Annotated in this window: 18 protein-coding genes and 1 pseudogene; 18 read left to right on the forward strand and 1 reads right to left on the reverse strand. The window is 68.3% G+C overall.

What is annotated here, in order from left to right; all coding sequences use genetic code 11:
• The first annotated feature begins 168 nt into the window (after positions 1 to 168).
• On the forward strand, positions 169 to 1,608 hold the full coding sequence (lpdA, locus tag C6P64_RS14110; RefSeq protein ID WP_105749192.1) for a dihydrolipoyl dehydrogenase: 1,440 nt from the start codon (positions 169 to 171) through the stop codon (positions 1,606 to 1,608).
• Positions 1,609 to 1,624: 16 nt separating this feature from the next.
• A complete protein-coding gene (gene zapE / locus C6P64_RS14115) occupies positions 1,625 to 2,752 on the forward strand; it encodes a cell division protein ZapE (protein ID WP_105749193.1) in 1,128 nt (375 codons plus the stop codon).
• A 77-nt stretch (positions 2,753 to 2,829) separates the two neighbouring features.
• Here zapE and C6P64_RS14120 read toward each other — a convergent pair whose 3' ends face one another.
• Positions 2,830 to 3,645, reverse strand: a complete 816-nt coding sequence (locus tag C6P64_RS14120) for an outer membrane protein assembly factor BamD (protein ID WP_105749194.1) — start codon at positions 3,643 to 3,645, stop codon at positions 2,830 to 2,832.
• Positions 3,646 to 3,722: 77 nt separating this feature from the next.
• On the opposite strand from C6P64_RS14120, the gene C6P64_RS14125 reads away from it, so the two are divergent.
• The 16 genes and pseudogenes from C6P64_RS14125 (at position 3,723) to hflC (ending at position 19,906) form a co-directional block, all read left to right on the forward strand.
• Entirely contained in the window at positions 3,723 to 4,727 is a 1,005-nt protein-coding gene (locus C6P64_RS14125) for an RluA family pseudouridine synthase (RefSeq protein ID WP_245911742.1), read from the forward strand.
• Between the two features lie 171 nt (positions 4,728 to 4,898).
• A pseudogene (scpB, locus tag C6P64_RS14130) lies at positions 4,899 to 5,270 on the forward strand (SMC-Scp complex subunit ScpB); the annotation flags it as partial.
• The gene (locus C6P64_RS14135; RefSeq protein ID WP_425436764.1) at positions 5,210 to 6,793 is read left to right on the forward strand and encodes a pseudouridine synthase; all 1,584 of its coding nucleotides are present in this window, start codon (positions 5,210 to 5,212) and stop codon (positions 6,791 to 6,793) included. The pseudogene scpB and the gene C6P64_RS14135, both read left to right, overlap by 61 nt.
• 98 nt (positions 6,794 to 6,891) lie before the next feature.
• The gene (gene ndk, locus C6P64_RS14140) at positions 6,892 to 7,317 is read left to right on the forward strand and encodes a nucleoside-diphosphate kinase (RefSeq protein WP_105749198.1); all 426 of its coding nucleotides are present in this window, start codon (positions 6,892 to 6,894) and stop codon (positions 7,315 to 7,317) included.
• Between the two features lie 7 nt (positions 7,318 to 7,324).
• Positions 7,325 to 8,458, forward strand: coding sequence for a dual-specificity RNA methyltransferase RlmN (gene rlmN, locus C6P64_RS14145; protein ID WP_105749199.1), 1,134 nt, complete (start codon positions 7,325 to 7,327; stop codon positions 8,456 to 8,458).
• Positions 8,458 to 9,258 carry a type IV pilus biogenesis/stability protein PilW gene (pilW, locus tag C6P64_RS14150; RefSeq protein ID WP_105749200.1) on the forward strand — a complete coding sequence of 267 codons (801 nt, stop codon included), beginning with the start codon at positions 8,458 to 8,460 and terminating at the stop codon, positions 9,256 to 9,258. The genes rlmN and pilW overlap by 1 nt, the downstream gene beginning before the upstream one ends.
• Positions 9,251 to 10,222 (forward strand): helix-turn-helix domain-containing protein, encoded by a 972-nt coding sequence (locus tag C6P64_RS14155; RefSeq protein ID WP_105749201.1) that lies wholly within the window; start codon positions 9,251 to 9,253, stop codon positions 10,220 to 10,222. The genes pilW and C6P64_RS14155 overlap by 8 nt, the downstream gene beginning before the upstream one ends.
• 3 nt (positions 10,223 to 10,225) lie before the next feature.
• On the forward strand, positions 10,226 to 11,503 hold the full coding sequence (gene ispG / locus C6P64_RS14160) for a flavodoxin-dependent (E)-4-hydroxy-3-methylbut-2-enyl-diphosphate synthase (protein ID WP_105749202.1): 1,278 nt from the start codon (positions 10,226 to 10,228) through the stop codon (positions 11,501 to 11,503).
• Between the two features lie 61 nt (positions 11,504 to 11,564).
• Positions 11,565 to 12,860 (forward strand): histidine--tRNA ligase, encoded by a 1,296-nt coding sequence (gene hisS, locus C6P64_RS14165; RefSeq protein WP_105749203.1) that lies wholly within the window; start codon positions 11,565 to 11,567, stop codon positions 12,858 to 12,860.
• 90 nt (positions 12,861 to 12,950) lie between these two features.
• Positions 12,951 to 13,616, forward strand: coding sequence for a YfgM family protein (locus tag C6P64_RS14170; RefSeq protein ID WP_105749204.1), 666 nt, complete (start codon positions 12,951 to 12,953; stop codon positions 13,614 to 13,616).
• Between the two features lie 5 nt (positions 13,617 to 13,621).
• Positions 13,622 to 14,761, forward strand: a complete 1,140-nt coding sequence (gene bamB / locus C6P64_RS14175) for an outer membrane protein assembly factor BamB (protein ID WP_105749205.1) — start codon at positions 13,622 to 13,624, stop codon at positions 14,759 to 14,761.
• Positions 14,758 to 16,086: a ribosome biogenesis GTPase Der gene (der, locus tag C6P64_RS14180; RefSeq protein ID WP_105749206.1), complete on the forward strand. Its 1,329-nt coding sequence runs from the start codon at positions 14,758 to 14,760 to the stop codon at positions 16,084 to 16,086. Before bamB ends, der begins: the two co-directional genes overlap by 4 nt.
• Before the next feature lie 64 nt (positions 16,087 to 16,150).
• Positions 16,151 to 16,420, forward strand: coding sequence for an RNA chaperone Hfq (gene hfq / locus C6P64_RS14185; RefSeq protein ID WP_105749207.1), 270 nt, complete (start codon positions 16,151 to 16,153; stop codon positions 16,418 to 16,420).
• 7 nt (positions 16,421 to 16,427) lie between these two features.
• Complete coding sequence (hflX, locus tag C6P64_RS14190) at positions 16,428 to 17,612, forward strand: GTPase HflX (protein ID WP_245911743.1); 1,185 nt, start codon at positions 16,428 to 16,430, stop codon at positions 17,610 to 17,612.
• A 28-nt stretch (positions 17,613 to 17,640) separates the two neighbouring features.
• Positions 17,641 to 18,990 carry an FtsH protease activity modulator HflK gene (gene hflK, locus C6P64_RS14195; RefSeq protein WP_105749208.1) on the forward strand — a complete coding sequence of 450 codons (1,350 nt, stop codon included), beginning with the start codon at positions 17,641 to 17,643 and terminating at the stop codon, positions 18,988 to 18,990.
• Positions 18,991 to 19,009: 19 nt separating this feature from the next.
• On the forward strand, positions 19,010 to 19,906 hold the full coding sequence (hflC, locus tag C6P64_RS14200) for a protease modulator HflC (protein WP_105749209.1): 897 nt from the start codon (positions 19,010 to 19,012) through the stop codon (positions 19,904 to 19,906).
• The last annotated feature ends 44 nt before the right edge of the window (positions 19,907 to 19,950 follow it).

Here is a 19,950-nt window from a genome sequence, read left to right on the forward strand (position 1 = left end):
CAGCTGAACCTGCGGGACGGCCTTGCGCCGTCCCTCACTGAATCGTCAAAAGCCCACCTGTCAGGCCCGGTCCTCCGGTCAGCCCCTTGGTGGGCTTTTTGCCAGTCCGAATAGATTTAACGGCAGTCGCCCGCAGCAGCGCGCGCTGCCCGATAGAAAGAGCACATCATGAGCAAGCAATTCGACGTCATCGTCATCGGCGCCGGCCCCGGCGGCTATATCGCAGCGATCCGCGCGGCCCAGCTCGGCTTCCAGGTCGCCTGCATCGACGAGTGGACCAATGCCGCTGGCGGCGCCGCTCCGGGCGGCACCTGCACCAACGTCGGCTGCATCCCGTCCAAGGCCCTGCTGCAGTCGTCCGAGCATTTCGACCACGCCAACCACCATTTCGCCGAGCACGGCATCAGCACCGGCAACGTCAAGATGGACGTGGCCAAGATGATCGCGCGCAAGGACAATGTCGTGAAGCAGAACAACGACGGCATCCTGTACCTGTTCAAGAAGAACAAGGTCAGCTTCTTCCACGGCCGCGGCTCCTTCGTCAAGGCGGTCGAGGGCGGCTACGAGATCAAGGTCGCCGGCAAGGCCGAAGAGACCCTGGTGGGCAAGCAGGTCATCGTCGCCACCGGCTCCAACGCGCGCGCGCTGCCGAACGTGCCGTTCGATGAGGTCAATGTGCTGTCCAACGACGGCGCGCTGCGCGTCGGCGCCGTGCCCAAGAAGCTGGCCGTGATCGGTTCGGGCGTGATCGGCCTGGAGATGGGCTCGGTCTGGCGCCGCCTGGGCTCGGAAGTCACCATCCTCGAAGGTCTGCCGACCTTCCTGGGCGCGGTTGACGAGCAGATCGCCAAGGAAGCCAAGAAGGCCTTCGACAAGCAGGGCCTGAAGATCGAGCTCGGCGTCAAGGTCGGCGAGATCAAGACCGTCAAGAAGGGCCGCAACACCGAAGTCAGCATTGCCTACACCAACGCCAAGGGCGAGGAAGTCAAGCTCGACGCCGACAAGCTGATCGTCTCGATCGGCCGCGTGCCCAACACCAATGGCTTGAACGTCGAAGCCGTCGGCCTGCAGCTCGACGAGCGCGGCGCGATCGTCGTCGATGGCGACTGCAAGACCAACCTGCCGGGCGTGTGGGCGGTCGGCGATGTGGTGCGCGGCCCGATGCTGGCGCACAAGGCCGAGGAAGAGGGCGTGGCGGTCGCCGAGCGCATCGCCGGCCAGCATGGCCATGTCAACTTCAACACCATCCCCTGGGTCATCTACACCAGCCCCGAGATCGCCTGGGTCGGCCGCACCGAGCAGCAGCTCAAGGCCGACGGCGTCAAGTACAAGGCTGGCAGCTTCCCCTTCCTGGCCAACGGCCGCGCACGTGCGCTGGGCGACACCACCGGCCTGGTCAAGTTCCTGGCCGACGCCCAGACCGACGAGATCCTGGGCGTACACATCGTCGGCCCGATGGCTTCCGAGCTGATCGCCGAGGCCGTGGTCGCGATGGAATTCCGCGCCAGCGCCGAGGACATCGCGCGCATCTGCCACGCCCACCCCTCGCTGTCGGAAGCGACCAAGGAAGCCGCGCTGGCAGTTGACAAGCGCACCCTGAACTTCTGATCGGGGTAGCGGGTTGATGAACGACAAGAACGCTTCGACGGGCTTCGGCCCGGTGCGACTGGCCTACGAGGCCGAACTCCAGGCGCGCGGCTACCAGAGCGATCCGGCCCAGCTGCGCGCGGTCGAGGCGCTCGAGCGCTGCGCGGCCGAATGGTCGCACTTCAAGCAGCGCCGCTCGAACGCGCTCAAGAAGTTCATCAACCGCCTGTCGATCCCGAAGGGGGTCTACATGTTCGGCGGGGTCGGGCGGGGCAAGAGCTTCCTGATGGACTGCTTCTACAACGCCGTCCCGCTGCGGCGCAAGACGCGGCTGCATTTCCACGAGTTCATGCGCGAGGTGCACCGCGAGCTGGCCGACCTGCAGGGCACGGTCAATCCGCTCGACGCGCTGGGCCAGCGCATGGCCAAGCGCTACCGCCTGATCTGCTTCGACGAGTTCCACGTCGCCGACGTGACCGACGCGATGATCCTGTATCGGCTGCTGGAAGCGATGCGCAAGTACGGCATCGGCATGGTCACGACGAGCAACTTCCATCCCGACGGGCTATACCCGAACGGACTGCACCGCGACCGCATCCTGCCCGCGATCGAGCTGCTCAAGGCCGACCACGAGGTCATCAACGTCGATAACGGCACCGACTACCGGCGCCGCACGCTCGAGCATGTCAAGCTCTACCACTGCCCGCTCGGAGTCGAGGCTGACGCTGAGATGAAGCAGGCCTTCGAGGAGCTGGCCGAGGCGCATGACGAGAGCCCGGTGCTGCACATCGAGGCGCGCGAGATCCGCGCGCTGCGCCGCGCCGGCGGCGTGGTCTGGTTCGACTTCAAGGAACTGTGCGGCGGGCCGCGCTCGCAGAGCGACTACCTCGAGATCGCGAGCCAGTTCCACACCGTGCTGCTGAGCAACGTGCCCTACATGCCGGTCAACATGGCTTCGGCCGCGCGGCGCTTCACCTGGCTGGTCGACGTGCTGTACGACCGCCGGGTCAAGTTCGTGCTGTCGGCGGCGGTGGCGGCGGAAGCGCTCTACACCGAGGGCCCGCTGTCGCACGAGTTCCCGCGCACGGTCTCGCGCCTCAACGAGATGCAGTCCAAGGAATACCTGGACATGGAATACCGCGAGGTCGATACCTCGCTGAGCTGAAGCCGGCCAGCTTGTGGCCGCTGGCGCGCGCCGCGCGCCAATCCATGCTGATGCGCGGCTGTTTCAGCCGCCCCGCCTCAGAACAGCTTCCACCAAGGGGCCTTGCGCGGCTGGCCGGCTCCGGCCGCGTTGCTCGGGTAGTTCTTCTCGAGCACGCGGCGCGCATCGGCTGCCAGGTCTGGCATGCCCATCGCCTCGTAGGACTTGACCAGCAGGGTCAGGGCTTCCTGCGCCGCGGGCACGCCCTGGTATTCGGTCAGCGCGAGCTGGGCCCGGTTGACCGCCGCCACATAGGCGCCGCGCTGGTAGTAGTAGCGCGCCACGTTGACCTCGGACTCGGCCAGCGAGTTGATCACATAGGTCATGCGCAGCCGGGCATCGGGCGCGTACTTGGAATCCGGGAAGCGCTGCACCAGCTCGCGGAAGGACTCGAACGAGACCTTGGCCGCCTTCTGGTCGCGCTCGGACAGGTTCTGCTCAGACAGGCTGCTGAACAGGCCCAGGTTGTCGTTGAAGTTGACGATGCCCTTGAGATAGAGCGCATAGTCCAGCGCCGGGCTGACCGGGTGCAGCTTCATGAAGCGGTCGAGCGTCGCGACCGCCTGCACCTGCTCGCCGTTGCGGTAATGCGAGTAGGCCTTCTCGAGCTGCGCCTGCTGGGCCAGCGGCGTGCCGGCGGCCCGGCCTTCGAGTTTCTCGAACTGCTGGATCGCCTTCTCGTACAGACCGTTGTTGCGGTTGTCCATCGCTTCGGCGTAGATCTTCTCCGGGCTCCAGTTCGCCGTCTCGTCGATCGGCTTCGGGCTGGCGCAGGCGCTCAGCAGCGCGGCAGCCAGCAGAACCGCCAGGCCCGGGCGCAACGGAGACACAGCGGATAATCGGGGCAGAAACATCGTGCGTACACCTTTGCAGCAGCAGGAAAATCGGATTGACTCAGGAAATTATATCGACCCCCCCACAGCAGCCGGGCTTGCCGGCCTGGAGCCCGAGCGACGAGGTCGACGAGCTCGAGCAGGCGCCCGAGCGGCGCTGCTTCAGCGTCGAGGCGCATGAGCATGGACTCAGGATAGACAAGCTGCTGGCCCTGCGCTGCCCGGAGTTCTCGCGCGGCTATTTCCAGCAGCTGCTGCAGGACGGTGCGGTGCAACTGGCCGGGCGCGTGCTGTCCAAGGCCGCAGCCAAGGTCAAGGCCGGCGAGCCGGTCGAGGTCGAGCTCAGGCCCACGGCCCAGGCCATGGCCTTCCTGCCCGAGGCGATGGAGTTGCAGGTGGTCTACGAGGACGAGCATCTGCTGGTGATCGACAAGCCCGCGGGACTGGTGGTGCACCCGGCCGCCGGCAACTGGACCGGCACCCTGCTCAACGGCCTGCTGGCCTACCATGAGGCCGCCGCGCGGCTGCCGCGTGCGGGCATCGTGCACCGGCTCGACAAGGACACCAGCGGCTTGATGCTGGTCGGCAAGACGCTGCCGGCCTGCGAGGCGCTGGTGCGCCTGATCGCGCAGCGCAGCGTGCACCGGATCTATGTCGCGCTCGCGCATGGCGCCTGGCGCGGCGGCGACGAGGTCGAGGTCGAGCGTTGGATCGGCCGCGACCCGCGCAACCGGCTGCGCATGGCGGTGCTGGCGCCCCAGAGCAGCGGCGCCAAGGAGGCCAGGACCACGATCCGCCGCCTCGATGCCAACGGCGACTACTGCTGGGTCGGCTGCAAGCTGCATACCGGCCGCACGCACCAGATCCGGGTCCACATGGCCAGCCTGAACCATGCCCTGGTCGGTGATGTCACCTATGGCGGCCGTGCGCTGCTCGGGCTGCAGCGCCAGGCGCTGCACGCGCACCGGCTCGCGCTGCCGCATCCGGTCACGGGCCAGGCGCTGAGCTTCGAGTGCGCGCTGCCCGCCGATCTGGCGCAGGCGGTGGAAAATGCTGGACTGCACTATAATCTCGATCATCTATGGCAGGTGAGCGCCACCTGACCGACCCAATACTTCCTAAGCCGCCTCGCCGGCCTGCAGTCCCGGACCCGTCCCGGTTGACCTTCCTACCAGTTCCGGACCTTCGGACCCAGCACCATGAACACCGCGGATGCGCGTCGCATCCTCGAAACCGCATTGATCTGCGCCCAGGAGCCTCTGAGCCTGCGCGAGATGGCTGCGCTTTTCGAGGGCGCGCTGTCATATGACACCTTGCGCCGGCTACTCGCCGAGCTGCAGCGCGCCTGGGACAATCGCGGCCTGGAGTTGGTCTGTCTGGCCAGCGGCTGGCGCTTCCAGAGCCGGCCCGAGCTGCGGCCTTTCCTCGAGCGGCTGCATCCCGAGAAACCGCCGAAGTACAGCCGGGCCGTGCTCGAGACGCTGGCGATCATCGCCTATCGCCAGCCGGTCACCCGCGGCGACATGGAGGAGATCCGGGGCGTGACGATCAACTCGGCCATCATCAAGCAGCTCGAGGACCGCGGCTGGATCGAGGTCATCGGCTACCGCGAGACCGTCGGCCGGCCGGCGCTGTTTGCCACCACCCGGACCTTCCTCGACGACCTGGGACTGGCTTCGCTGGATGCCCTGCCGCCGCTGGAAGCGGTGCAGGCGCCCGCCGATGCCCTGGCCGCGCTGAGCGAGCCGGTTGCTGCCGAGGCCGCTGCCGCACTGGCACCGGCCCTTACCCCCATGCCCAACGAAGGCCTGCCAAGGCCTGCAGAATCAGAATCATGAACCAGATGCCACAAGCCCCCTCCGACGCCGAACCTTCGGTTGCCCATGCCGCCGCGCCCGCCGAGGGTCGGTTCGACCTCGTGCAGGAGCAGCAGCTGTTTGCCGACCTGGTCTCGGGCGAATTCGATGCCGCGCAGGACGCCGAGCTGCCTGACGAGGGCAAGCGGGTGCTGCTGCCGCAGGCTGATGCGCCCAAGCTGCACAAGGTGCTGGCCCAGGCCGGTCTGGGCTCGCGCCTCGAGATGGAGCGCCTGATCCAGGAGGGCCGGATCTCGGTCAACAACGAGCCGGCCCATGTCGGCCAGCGCATCCAGCACGGCGACCAGATCAAGATCAACGGCAAGCCGGTGCGCGTGCGCATCGCGCCGCCGCCGCCGCGCGTGCTGGCCTATCACAAGCCCGCCGGCGAGGTCGTCACCCACGACGACCCGCAGAACCGCCCGACCGTGTTCCGCCGCCTGCCGCGCCTCTACAACGGCAAATGGCAGTCGGTGGGCCGGCTCGACTTGAACACCGAGGGCCTGCTGCTGTTCACCGATTCGGGCGAACTGGCCAACAAGCTGATGCACCCGCGTTTCGGCCTGCAGCGCGAATATGCGGTGCGCGTGCTCGGCGCGCTGAGCAACGAGGAGAAGGATCGCCTGCTCGAGGGCGTGCGCCTCGATGACGGCATGGCGCAGTTCCAGAGCATCGAGGACGGCGGCGGCGACGGCGCCAACTGCTGGTACCGCGTGACGATCGCCGAGGGCCGCAACCGCGAGGTGCGCCGCATGTTCGAGGCGGTCGGCCACGCCGTCAGCCGCCTGATCCGCATCCGCTATGGCGCCGTCGTGCTGCCGCGCGGCCTGCGCCGCGGCGTCTGGACCGAACTCGACTACCGCGACATCGAGCGCCTGACCCTGGCCGCCGGCATGCGCCGCACCGACGAGCAGGCGCAGGACTCGGCGCGCAAGGCCGCCAGCCGCAATCCGACGCCGCGCCGCAACAAGGGGCAGGGCCCGCGCCCGAGCGCACCCAAGCTGGTCGAAGGTCCGGCGATCTCGCGCAGCAGCGGGCGCGCCATCCGCGAGCCGCGCTACGGCCACGACGAGCCGGGCTTTGGCGAGCAGGCGCCGTTCGGCCGCCAGGCTGAGCCGCGCGATCAGCGTGCCCCGCGCGACATGCGCGGCCGCGCGGCCGGTCAGCCCGACCCGACGCAGAATGCCTATGGCTACATCGGCGCCGAGGCCGGCCAGAAGCGCAAGGGCCCCGGCCTCTACGCCGGCGGCAAGAGCGGCCGTCCGGGTTCGCCGGGCGGGCAGGGCGGCCCGCGCAAGGGCCCGCGCCGCTGAGCAGGCGCGGCCCGAATGCCTGGCCCCGCGCGGCCGGGCGCCGTCATGACTAGCAGTTAGAATCAGCGACTTTCCAAACCAACCTCCAAGGTAAAAAAATGGCCATCGAACGCACCCTGTCCATCATCAAGCCCGACGCCGTCGCCAAGAACGTGATCGGCCAAATCGTCAGCCGCTTCGAGAACGCCGGCCTGAAGATCGCCGCCGCCAAGCTGGTCCAGCTGTCGCGCGCCGAAGCCGAAGGCTTCTACGCCGTCCACGCTGCACGTCCCTTCTTCAACGACCTGGTCAACTTCATGATCTCGGGTCCGGTCTTCGTGCAAGTGCTCGAAGGCGAAGGCGCGATCCTGAAGAACCGCGAACTGATGGGCGCCACCGACCCGAAGAAGGCTGAAGCCGGCACCATCCGCGCCGATTTCGCCGAGTCGATCGATGCCAACGCCGTGCACGGCTCCGACGCTCCGGAAACCGCAGCCGTCGAGATCGCCTACTTCTTCCCGACCCTGAACGTCTACGCACGTTGATTGGCACATGACGGCCAATCTGCTCGACTACGACCTCGAGGGCTTGGCCGCCTTCTGTGAGCGGCTCGGAGAGAAACGTTTCCGAGCCGTCCAGCTTTACCGCTGGATCCACCAGAAAGGCGTGGCCCGCTTCGAGGACATGACTGACCTGGCGCGCAGCCTGCGGGAAAAGCTCCCCGGGGTGTGCGAAGTGCGCGGCCTGCCCGTGCTGACGCAACAGATCTCGACCGACGGCACGATCAAGTGGCTGTTCGATGTCGGTGGCGGCAATGCCGTCGAAACCGTATTCATTCCAGAAGATGACCGCGGCACGCTGTGCGTGTCCTCGCAGGCCGGCTGCGCCGTCGGCTGTCGCTTCTGTTCCACCGGCCACCAGGGTTTTTCCCGCAACCTGGGATCGGGCGAGATCATCGCCCAGCTCTGGTATGCCGAGCATTTCCTGCGCAAGCGCTTCAACACCAATGAGCGAGTGATCTCGAACGTGGTGATGATGGGCATGGGCGAGCCGCTGCAGAACTATTCGGCCCTGGTGCCCGCGCTCAAGACCATGCTCGACGACCATGGCTACGGCCTGTCGCGCCGGCGCCTGACGGTCTCGACCTCGGGCGTGGTGCCGATGATGGACCGCCTGAGCCAGGACTGTCCGGTTGCGCTCGCGGTCTCGCTGCACGCGCCCAACGACCCGCTGCGCGACCACCTGGTGCCGCTGAACCGCAAGTACCCGCTGGCCGAGCTGATGGCGGCCTGCAAGCGCTACCTGCCGGCGGCACCGCGCGACTTCATCACCTTCGAGTACTGCATGCTCGAGGGCGTCAACGACCAGCCCGAGCACGCCCAGCAGCTGATCGCGCTGGTGCGCGAGCATGGCGTGCCGTGCAAGTTCAACCTGATCCCGTTCAACCCCTTCCCGGACTCGGGCCTCAAGTGCTCGGGCAAGGCGGTGGTCAAGGCCTTTGCCGAGCAGCTCAACGCGGCCGGCATCGTGACCACGGTGCGCAAGACCCGTGGCGACGACATCGATGCCGCCTGCGGTCAGCTCGCAGGCGACGTGCTCGACCGCACCAATGCGGCCGAGCGCATGGCGCAGCGCCGTGGCCAGGTCGAGCAGGCCGTGGTCTGGCAACCCCGGGAGAAGTCCTGATGAAGCCCCTGTTGAGCTGTCTGCTGCTGGCTGGCACCGCCGGTCTGTTCGGCTGTGCCTCCGCTCCGAGCGCGCCTGAAGTGGCCGCCAGCGGCAAGGAATGGGTCACCGAGTCGGACGAGCCCGAGGCGCAGCGGCGCGCGCGCCTGCGGGTCGAGCTCGCCTCGGGCTACTTCGAGAAGGGCCAGGTCACGGTCGCGCTCGACGAGGTCAAGCAGGCGCTGGCGGCCGATCCCAGCTATGCCCCGGCGCACAATCTGCGCGGCCTGATCTACCTGCGGCTCAAGGAGCCCAGGCTGGCCGAGGCCAGCTTCCTGCAGGCGATCAAGCTGGCGCCGCGCGACGGCGACAGCTGGCACAACCTGGGCTGGATGCATTGCGAGGCCGGCAAGTATGCCGATGCGGTCGCTGCCTTCGGCAAGGCCTTGCAGACGCCGCAATATGCCGCGGCGTCCCGCACCTGGATGAGCCAGGGCATCTGCCAGGCCCGCGCCGGCCAGCCGCTGGAGGCCGAGCGCAGCCTGCTGCGCGCCTTCGAGCTCGATCCGGCCAATCCCATCGTCAGCTACAACCTGGCGTCCCTGCTGATGCAGCGCGGCGACTACGCGCGCGCCCAGTTCTACATCCGGCGCCTGAACAATTCCGAGCTCGCCAATGCCGAGTCGCTCTGGCTCGGCGCCCGGGTCGAGCACAAGCTCAAGCAGTCCGAGACGGCGCGCCAGATCGGCGAGCAATTGCGCAGCCGCTATCCCGAATCCCAGGAGGCCGCGGCCTACGAGCGCGGCGCTTTCGATGACTGAAGATTCCTCCCCATCGTCCGCCTCCCAGACCGCAGCGGCTGAGCGGCCGCAGACCACGCCGCCGTCCCAGTTGCTGCGCGAGGCGCGCGAGGCCGCCGGCCTGCAGCTGGCCTCGCTGTCGGCCACGCTCAAGGTCCCGGTCGAGCGCCTGCAGGCGCTCGAGGAGGGCCGCTACCAGGACCTGCCCAACCTGACCTTCGCACGCGCGCTGGCCTCGAGCGTCTGCCGTGCGCTGAAGATCGATCCGGCGCCGGTGTTGCAGGGTCTGCCGCAGGGCGGCGAGGTCAAGCTCGGCTCCGACCGGCCGGTCCAGGCCAGCGCCATCGTCCCGAGCCGCCAGGGCATGTTCCGGCTGCCGGCGGCGTTCCAGCTCGGCGCGCCGCTGCTGTTGTCCCTGCTGGTGCTGGTGCTCGCGGTCGCGCTTTGGTGGTGGTTGCCGCAGCGCGACGCCGAGATGGCGTCCGAGGGCGAGGCCGATGCCGCGGCCAGCGAGCCGCCGGTCCCGACGCTGGTGTCCGAGGAGCCGGTACCAGTGCCTGCTGCAGCCGGCAGCCCGCTGGCTGCCCCGCCAGTCGTGGTCGAGCCCGTCGCTGCCCCGGTCCCGGCTGCACCCCTTGTCCCTGCAGCCCCTGCCACACCTGCTGCGCCTGCTGCGCCTGCCGCGCCGGTTTCGTCTGCGCCTGCAGCGTCCATCACGCCCGTGGCTACCGCACAGTCTGCCCAAGCCCAGCCCCGGCTCCAGCTGCGCGCGCGCGCCACCACCTGGGTCCAGCTCAAGGATGGCGCCGGCAAGGAATTGCAGCAGCGCACGCTGCAGCCCGGCCAGACCCTGGACTATGACGGCGAACTGCCGCTGCAGGTCGTGCTGGGTCGCGCCAGCGGAGTCGATGTGATCGTGCGAGGCCAGGTCTTCGATACCTCGGCCTATGCTCCCAACAAGGTCGCGCGTTTCGAGGTCAAGTGAAGCATGAGCGAATTCCATACCGCGGCTGAGCCGCAGCCCCCGGTCCTGTCGGGCATCCCGCCGCGCAAGTCGCGCCAGGGCGTGGTCGCCTGGGGCGAGAACCGGGTCACGGTCGGTGGCGACGCGCCGGTGCGCGTGCAGTCGATGACCAACACCGACACCGCCGACGTGATCGGCACCGCGATCCAGGTCAAGGAACTGGCGCAGGCCGGCTCCGAGCTGGTCCGGATCACGGTCAACAACGAGGATGCCGCGCGCGCCGTGCCGCATATCCGCGAGCAGCTCGACCGCATGGGCATCCATGTGCCGCTGATCGGCGACTTCCACTACAACGGCCACACCCTGCTGAGCGAGTTCCCGGACATGGCGCAGGCCCTGTCCAAGTACCGCATCAACCCCGGCAACGTCGGGCGCGGCGACAAGAAGGACCGCCAGTTCGCGCAGATGGTCGAGGCCGCCGTGCGCTGGAACAAGCCGGTGCGCATCGGCGTCAACTGGGGCAGCCTGGACCAGGACCTGCTGGCTGGCATGATGGACGAGAACGCGCGTCGCGCTGTCCCTTGGGACGGCAAGCAGGTGATGTACGAGGCCTTGATCGCCTCCGCGCTCGGCTCGGCCCGGCGCGCCGAGGAGCTCGGCCTGGCGCCCGAGAACATCGTGCTGTCGTGCAAGGTCAGCGGCGTGCAGGACCTGATCGCGGTCTACCAGCAGCTGAACCAGCGCTGCGACTATCCGCTGCACCTGGGGCTGACCGAGGCCGGCATGGGCACCAAGGGCACGGTCGCATCGGCGGCCGCGTTGTCGGTGCTGCTGCAACAGGGCATCGGCGACACGATCCGCGTCTCGCTGACCCCGCAGCCGGGCGAGGCCCGCACGCAGGAAGTGGTGGTCGCGATGGAGATCCTGCAGGCGCTTGGCCTGCGCAGCTTCGTGCCCAGCGTGACGGCCTGCCCGGGGTGCGGGCGCACCACCAGCACCACCTTCCAGGAACTGGCCAAGCAGATCGACGACTACCTGCGCGGCTCGATGCCGGTCTGGCGCGAGCGCTATCCCGGGGTCGAGAACCTCAAGGTCGCGGTCATGGGCTGCATCGTCAATGGTCCGGGCGAGAGCAAGCATGCCGACATCGGCATCAGCCTGCCCGGCACCGGCGAGGCCCCGGCGGCGCCGGTCTTCATCGACGGCGAGAAGGCGATGACCTTGCGTGGCGAGGCCATCGCGGCCGAGTTCCAGCAGGTCGTCGAGCAGTACATCCAGAAGAAATTCGGCGTTCCGGCCTGATCCGGCGCCTAACGCAAGCAGCTGATGCAAGGCAGCTGATGCAAGCAGCATAGAAGAGCAAATGGCAGAAAAACTCAGTGCCGTCAAAGGCATGAACGACATCGCGGCGCCCGAATCGGCGCATTGGGAATGGCTGGAGGCCAAGGTGCGCGCGCTGATGGGCCGCTACGGCTACCGCAACATCCGCACCCCGATCGTCGAGCCGACCGCGCTGTTCGTGCGCGGCCTGGGCGAGGTGACCGACATCGTCGAGAAGGAGATGTACTCCTTCGAGGACCGCCTGAACGGCGAGCAGCTCACGCTGCGCCCCGAGGGCACGGCCGGCGTGGTGCGCGCCGTGGTCGAGCAGAACCTGATCTACGACGGTCCGAAGCGGCTCTACTACATGGGTCCGATGTTCCGCCACGAGCGTCCGCAGCGCGGCCGCTACCGCCAGTTCCACCAGGTCGGCGCCGAGGCACTGGGCTTTGCCGGCCCCGATGTCGATGCCGAGCAGATCGCCATGGCCTGCGATCTCTGGGCGGAGCTGGGCTTGAAGGACATCGCGCTCGAGATCAACAGCCTGGGCCAGCCGGCCGAGCGCCAGCAGCACCGCGCCGCGCTGATCGCCTACCTGGAACAGCACCAGGACCAGCTCGACGAGGACGCCAAGCGCCGCCTCTACAGCAATCCGCTGCGCATCCTCGACACCAAGAACCCGGCGATGCAGGCCCTGGTCGAAGGCGCACCGAAGCTGATGGACTACCTCGGCGAGCAGTCGCTGGCGCATTTCGACGGCCTGCGCGCGCTGCTCGATGCGCAGGGCATCGCCTACCGCATCAACCCGCGCCTGGTGCGCGGCATGGACTACTACAACCTGAGCGTGTTCGAGTTCGTCACGACCGCGCTCGGCTCGCAGGGCACGGTCTGCGCCGGCGGCCGCTACGACGGCCTGATCGCCCAGGTCGGCGGCAAGCCGGCACCGGCGGTCGGCTGGGCGCTGGGCGTCGAGCGCATCCTCGAGCTGCTCAAGGAGCAGGGCCTGCTGCCGGCCGTGCCGGTGCCCGACTGCTACGCGGTGGTGCCGCAGGTCGCGGCCATGCCGCAGGTGATGCCGGTGCTGCGCGCGCTGCGCGCGGCCGGGGTCTCGGTGCAGATGCATGCCGGCGGCTCGGAAGGTCATGGCAGCATGAAGTCGCAGTTCAAGAAGGCCGACGGCAGCGGCGCGCGCTACGCGCTGATCTTCGGCGAGAGCGAACTCGCCGCCGGCCAGGTCGCGGTCAAGCCGCTGCGCGAGGGCGTTGGCGCCATCACCGAGCAGACCCTGTTCGAGCTCGCGCAGGCCACGCAATGGGCGGCGCAGCTGCGCCAGGCCTGAGCGCGGCCGCAGTCCGGCTGCATCGGCCTACAATGCCCGTCGAGGGTCCGCCTGGCGGGCCCTCCCATACCACCCCTTTCGATTGAGCCCATGGCCTCCCATCTCGACCTGGAAGAGCAGGAACAGCTCGCCAACTTCAAACATTTCTGGTCCCAGTACGGCAACCTGATCAGCTGGCTGCTGATCGCCGCCCTGGCGGGCCTGGCTGCCTTCAATGGCTGGCAGTACTGGCAGCGCAAGTCGGCCCAGGAAGCCGCCGCGCTCTACGACGAGCTCGAGCGCGCGGTCCAGGCGGGCGAGGCCGACAAGGTCCAGCGCGTCTGGGCCGACGTGCAGGCCAAGGCCGCTCGTGCCCAGCAGGGTCAGCAGGCCGGCTTGCTGGCGGCCAGCTCCTTGCATGGCGCCGGCAAGAGCGACGAGGCGCGCCAGGCGCTGGCCTGGGTCATCGACCAGTCGTCCGACTCGGCCTTGATCGCGGTCGCACGCCTGCGCCTGGCCGGCCTCGAGCTCGAGGCCAAGGACTACGCGCGCGCCCTCAAGACGCTGGACTTCAAGGCCAGCCCCGAGTTCGCTCCGCTGCTGGCCGATCGCCGTGGCGACGTGCTGCAGGCCCAGGGCCAGTCCGATGCCGCGCGCACCGAATACCGCAGCGCCTGGGACGGGCTGTCGGAAGCACCCGAATACCGTCGCATCGTCCAGGCCAAGCTCAATGCGCTGGGCTTCGACCCCCAGTCGGCTGCCAACCCGAAGGAGTAAGTTCCGTGACCTTCCTCAGTCGCGCCACCCCGCGCCTTGCCGCCGCTGCCGCGGCGGTCCTGCTGGCCCTGGCCGGCTGTTCCTCCACTCCGAGCAAGCCCAAGCCCGCGGCGCTGCAGTCCTTCAGTGCGAGCCTGCCGGCGCGCCAGGCCTGGAAGGTCCAGCTCGGCGAGCCCGCACCGCAATCGGTGCCGGTCCTGGTCGGGCGCGAGCTGGCGCTGGCAAGCGCCGACGGCCGGGTGCTGGTGCTCGACGCCGACAGCGGCAGCGAGCGCTGGCGCGCCGAGCTCAAGGCTGCGGTGTCGGCTGGCGTCGGCTATGACGGCGAGACCGCGGCTGTCGTGACCCAGGACAACGAGCTCGTCGCGCTGGCGCAGGGCAAGGTGCAGTGGCGCGTGCGTCTGCCCGCGCGTGCCTTCAGCGCACCGCTGGTCGCAGGCCGTCGCGTCTTCGTGCTGGCCGGCGACCGCAGCGTCTCGGCCTATGACGCGCGCAACGGCGCCAAGCTCTGGACCCAGGCCGCGCGCGGCACCGAGCCGCTGGTGCTGCAGCAGCCCGGCGTGCTGCTGGCGGTCGGCGACACCCTGGTCGCCGGCATGGGCGCTCGCCTGAGCGGCCTCAATCCCGGCAACGGGGCGCCGCGCTGGGAAGTCCCGGTCGCGTCCACCCGCGGCGTCAACGAGATCGAGCGCCTGATCGACCTGGTCGGTCCGGCCGCCCGCGTCCAAGGCCAGGTCTGCGTGCGCGCCTTCCAGGCTGCCGTCGGCTGCATCGATGCCCAGCGCGGCGCGCTGCGCTGGACCAAGCCGGCCAACGGTGCCGTCGGCCTGGCCGCCGATGGCGAGCGGGTCTACGGCACCGAGAGCAATGGCCGCCTGCTGGCCTGGAAGCTCGACGGCGGCGAACTGCAGTGGCAATCCGACCTGCTGCTCAATCGCGGCCTGAGCGCCCCGCTGGTGGCTGGCCGCTCGATCGCGATCGGCGACGCCCAGGGCTTCGTCCATGTGCTCGCACGCGAGGATGGCAAGCTGCTGAATCGACTGGAGACCGATGGCTCGGCCATCGTCTCCGCCCCCCTGCTGGCGGGTCAAAACCTGCTGGCCCTGACACGCAAGGGCGTTCTCTACGCCTGGCGCCCCGAATGAAACCTGTGATCGCCCTGGTGGGCCGACCCAACGTCGGCAAGTCCACCCTTTTCAACCGCCTGACCAAGACGCGCGACGCCATCGTCGCCGACTTTCCCGGCCTGACGCGCGACCGCCACTACGGCAACGCGCGCCTGGGCAAGCGCGAGTTCATCGTCATCGACACCGGCGGCTTCGAGCCCGACGCCGGCAGCGGCATCTTCAAGGAGATGGCCAAGCAGACCCAGCAGGCGGTCGCCGAGTCCGATGTTGTCATCTTCGTGCTCGATGCCCGTGGCGGCCTGAGCGCGCAGGACCACGACATCGCCAACTACCTGCGCCGCCTCAACAAGCCCACGCTGCTGGTGGCCAACAAGGCCGAAGGCATGAAGGAGGGCAGCCAGCTGGTCGAGTTCTACGAGCTCGGCCTGGGCGAGGTGCTGCCGGTCTCGGCCGCGCATGGCCAGGGCGTGCGCTCGATGATCGAGGCCGCGCTCGACAAGCTGGTCTGGCCCGACGAGCTGGAAACCCCCGAACCCGAGGAGAGCGTGATCAAGCTCGCCGTCGCCGGTCGGCCCAACGTCGGCAAGTCGACGCTGATCAATGCCTGGCTCGGCGAGGAGCGCCTGGTCGCCTTCGACATGCCGGGCACGACGCGCGACGCGATCTCGGTGCCGTTCGAGCGCAACGGCCAGAAGTTCGAGCTGATCGACACCGCCGGCCTGCGCCGCAAGGGCCGTGTCTTCGAGGCGATCGAGAAGTTCTCGGTCGTCAAGACGCTGCAGGCGATCGAGAACGCCCATGTCGTGCTGCTGCTGCTCGACGCGACCGAGGGCGTGACCGACCAGGACGCGCATATCGCGGGCTTCGCGCTCGAGAGCGGCCGCGCCGTGGTGCTGGCGATCAACAAGTGGGACGCGATCGACAGCTACCAGCGCGAGACCCTGCAGCGCTCGATCGAGAGCCGGCTCGGCTTCCTGAAGTTCGCGCCGCTGCACATGATCTCGGCCAAGAAGCGCCAGGGCATAGCCCCGCTGTGGACCTCGATCGCCAAGGCCTACGCCTCGGCCATGGTCAAGATGCCGACCCCGCTGCTGACCCGGCTGCTGCAGGAGTCGATCGTGCTGCAGGCGCCCAAGCGCGGCGGCATGTACCGGCCCAAGATGCGCTACGCCCACCAGGGCGGCATGAACCCGCCGGTGATCGTGATCCACGGCAACTCGCTCGACAACGTCGACAACGCCTACAAGCGCTTCCTCGAGGGGCGCTTCCGCAAGGCCTTCGACCTGGTCGGCACGCCGCTGCGCATCGAGTTCAAGACCTCGGCCAACCCCTACGACGAATGAACTCGCCGCCGCCCGCCCGGATTGGAGCGGCGGGCTGTGGTATGGTCGCTTTCCCTCAACTCTCTTGAACACGGAGCATATCGTGAGCAATAACAAAGGCCAACTCTTGCAAGATCCTTTCCTGAACCAGCTGCGCCGCGAGCATGTGCCGGTGTCGATCTACCTGGTCAACGGTATCAAGCTGCAAGGCCAGATCGAGTCCTTCGACCAGTACGTCGTCCTGCTGCGCAACACCGTGACCCAGATGGTCTACAAGCACGCGATCTCCACCATCGTTCCGGGCCGTCCGGTCCAGTTCAGCGCTGCCGCGCCCGAGCAGCCTGCCGCTGCCTGATTCCTCCTTGAACGACAGTCAGAAATCCCTTTCCGCGCTGCCCGGCGTCGTGCTCGTCGGAGTCGACCTGGGCCTGCCGCATTTCGATGCCGAACTCGAGGAACTGGCCCAGCTCGCGCAGACCGCGGGCTACCGCGTGCTCGACCGCGTGGCCTGCAAGCGGCGCGCCCCCGATCCAGCCCTGTTCGTCGGCTCCGGCAAGGCCGACGAGATCCGCGCCCTGGCCGCCGGCCATGGTGCGAGCGAGATCCTGTTCGACCAGGCGCTGAGCCCGTCCCAGCAGCGCAACCTCGAGCGGCACATGGGGCTGCCGGTCAATGACCGCACGCTGCTGATCCTCGAGATCTTCGCCCAGCGCGCGCGCAGCCACGAGGGCAAGCTGCAAGTCGAGCTGGCGCGGCTGCAATACCTGAGCACCCGCCTGGTGCGGCGCTGGTCCCACCTCGAGCGCCAGAGCGGCGGCATCGGCATGCGTGGCGGCCCGGGCGAGACCCAGATCGAGCTCGACCGGCGCATGATCAATGATGCGATCAAGCGCACCAAGGAGCGGCTCGAGAAGGTCAAGCGCCAGCGCAGCACCCAGCGGCGCCAGCGCGAGCGGCGCGAGACCTTCACGATCTCGCTGGTCGGCTACACCAACGCCGGCAAGTCCTCCATCTTCAACGCCCTGGTCAAGGCGCGCGCCTATGCGGCCGACCAGCTGTTCGCGACGCTCGACACCACGACGCGCCAGCTCTACCTCGGCGAGGTCGAGCGCACCGTGTCGCTGTCCGACACGGTGGGCTTCATCCGCGACCTGCCGCATGGCCTGGTCGAGGCCTTCGCCGCCACGCTGCAGGAGGCGCGCGATGCCGACTTGCTGCTGCATGTGGTCGATGCGTCCAACCCCGATCACCCCGAGCAGATCGCCGAGGTGATGCGGGTGCTGCGCGAGATCGGCGCCGACGACCTGCCGCAGATCCTGGTCTTCAACAAGCTCGATGCCATTCCGCCCGAGCGCCAGCCGCTGCAGCGCCTCGACCAGATCGAGCTCGAGGGCCAGACGGTGCCGCGCATCTTCCTGAGCGCGCACAGCGGCGACGGGCTGTCCGATCTGCGCGGCCTGCTGGCCGAGCGGGTGCGAGCCCGTTTCGGTACCGACGGTGCCGAGTCTCCCGAGAGCGGCGCCGGCACCGAGGATTCGGCACAATAGTCTATTTCCACCGCAAGCCAAAACCTACATGAACTTCAATTTGTTGAGCCTGCGTGCGGTCCGCTGGGACCGGCTCAAGGGCATGTTCAACCTCAACGATCCCCGCTGGGGCCGTGGTGACGAGAGCAAGCCCGATGCCGGCGGTAGCGGCGACGAACAGCGTTCCAAGCGTCCGTCCGGCCCGAACCAGGGCCCGCCCGACCTCGACGAGCTCTGGCAGGACTTCAACCGCAAGCTGTCGGGACTGTTCGGCGGTGGCGGTGCAGGTGGTGGCAAGCCGGGCGGCGGGCTGCCGGGCTTCAAGCCCGGCCCCAAGGGCACCGGCATCGGCCTGGGCGTGATCGCTGGCGGCCTGGTGCTGGTCTGGCTGGGCACCGGCTTCTTCATCGTGCAGGAAGGCCAGCAGGCCGTCATCACCCAGTTCGGCCGCTACCAGGGCACGGTCGGCGCCGGCTTCAACTGGCGCTTGCCTTATCCGGTCCAGCGCCACGAGACCGTCAACGCGACCCAGATCCGCTCGGTCGATGTCGGCGGCGATGCCGTCATGCGCGCCACCGGCCTGCGCGAGTCGGCCATGCTGACCGAGGACGAGAACATCGTCGAGATCAAGTTCGCGGTCCAGTACCGCCTGAGCGACGCACGCGCCTTCCTGTTCAACAGCCGCGATCCCGAGGACGCGGTGCGCAAGGCCGCCGAGACCGCGGTCCGCGAGGTGGTGGGCAAGATGAAGATGGATGCCGCGCTGGCCGAGGAGCGCGACCAGATCGGCCCGCGCGTGCGTACCCTGATGCAGTCCATCCTGGACCGCTACGAGATCGGCATCGAGGTCGTCGGCATCAACCTGCAGCAAGGCGGCGTGCGTCCGCCGCTGGAAGTGCAGGCCGCCTTCGACGATGTGCTGAAAGCCGGCCAGGAGCGCGAGCGCTCGAAGAACGAGGCCGAGGCCTATGCCAACGAGGTGGTGCCGCGCGCCAAGGGCACGGCCTCGCGCCTGTTCGAGGAGGCCGAGGGCTACAAGGCGCGCATCGTCGCGCAGGCCGAGGGCGATGCCCAGCGCTTCAAGCTGGTGCAGGCCGAATACGCCAAGGCGCCGCAGGTCACGCGCGAGCGCATGTACCTCGACACCATGCAGCAGGTCTACAGCAACGTCAGCAAGGTGCTGGTCGATACCAAGCAGGGCTCGAGCATGCTGTATCTGCCGCTCGACAAGGTCATGCAGCTGAGCGCCCAGGCCGAATCCGCCGCGACGGTGGCCGCTCCGGCACCCGCTGCCGCCCCCACCGGCTCGCCGGCCAATGCGGGTGCCGCCGCCTCGCGCAGCCGCGAGAGCGATCGCTCGCGCGAGCGCGATCGCTCGCGCGAGCGCGATGTCCGCTGAAGGCCCTGAGGAACAGAACATGAACAGAATCGGATTCATCCTGTCTTCCCTGCTGGTGGCGCTCGCGCTGGCCAGCTCGATGCTCTTCGTGGTCGACCAGCGCCAGTTCGGCGTGGTCTATGCGCTGGGCCAGATCAAGAGCGTGATCACCGAGCCGGGGTTGCATGTCAAGCTGCCGCCGCCGTTCCAGAACGTGTCCTATGTCGACAAGCGCCTGCTCACGCTCAAAAGCAGCGACACCGAGCCGACGCTGACCGCCGAGAAGCAGCGCGTCGTGATCGACTGGTATGTGCGCTGGCGCATCTCCGACCCGCAGGCCTATATCCGCAACGTCGGCCTCGACGAGCGCGCCGGCAGCGACCAGCTCAAGCGGGTGGTGCGCAACAGCTTCCAGCAGGAAGTCAACAAGCGCACCGTCAAGGAGCTGCTCTCGAGCCAGCGCGAGCAGCTGATGGCCGATGTCAAGCGCGAGGTGCTGGCAGCCGTGCGCGGCGCCGACAAGCCCTGGGGCATGGACGTGGTCGACGTGCGCATCACGCGCGTCGACTATGCCGAGACCATCACCAAGTCGGTCTACGACCGCATGGAGGCCGAGCGCAAGCGGGTCGCCAACGAGCTGCGTTCGACCGGCTCGGCCGATGGCGAGAAGATCCGCGCCGACGCCGATCGCCAGCGCGAGGTGCTGGTCGCGCAGGCCTTCCGCGATGCGCAGAAGGTCAAGGGCGAAGGCGATGCCGAGGCGGCCCGCATCTACGCCCAGGCCTTTGGCAAGGACCCGGCCTTTGCCCAGTTCTACCGCAGCCTCGAGGCCTACAAGGCCAGCTTCGCGAACAGGTCCGACATGCTGGTGCTCGACCCGTCGAGCGAATTCTTCAAGGCGATGCGCTCGAGCGGATCGGCCGCCGCGACGCGCTGAGCGTCCTTTTTGCCGGGTGCCTCGCCGCACCCGGTAAAATCCCT

This window comes from Malikia granosa, assembly GCF_002980595.1.
Lineage (GTDB): Bacteria > Pseudomonadota > Gammaproteobacteria > Burkholderiales > Burkholderiaceae_C > Malikia > Malikia granosa.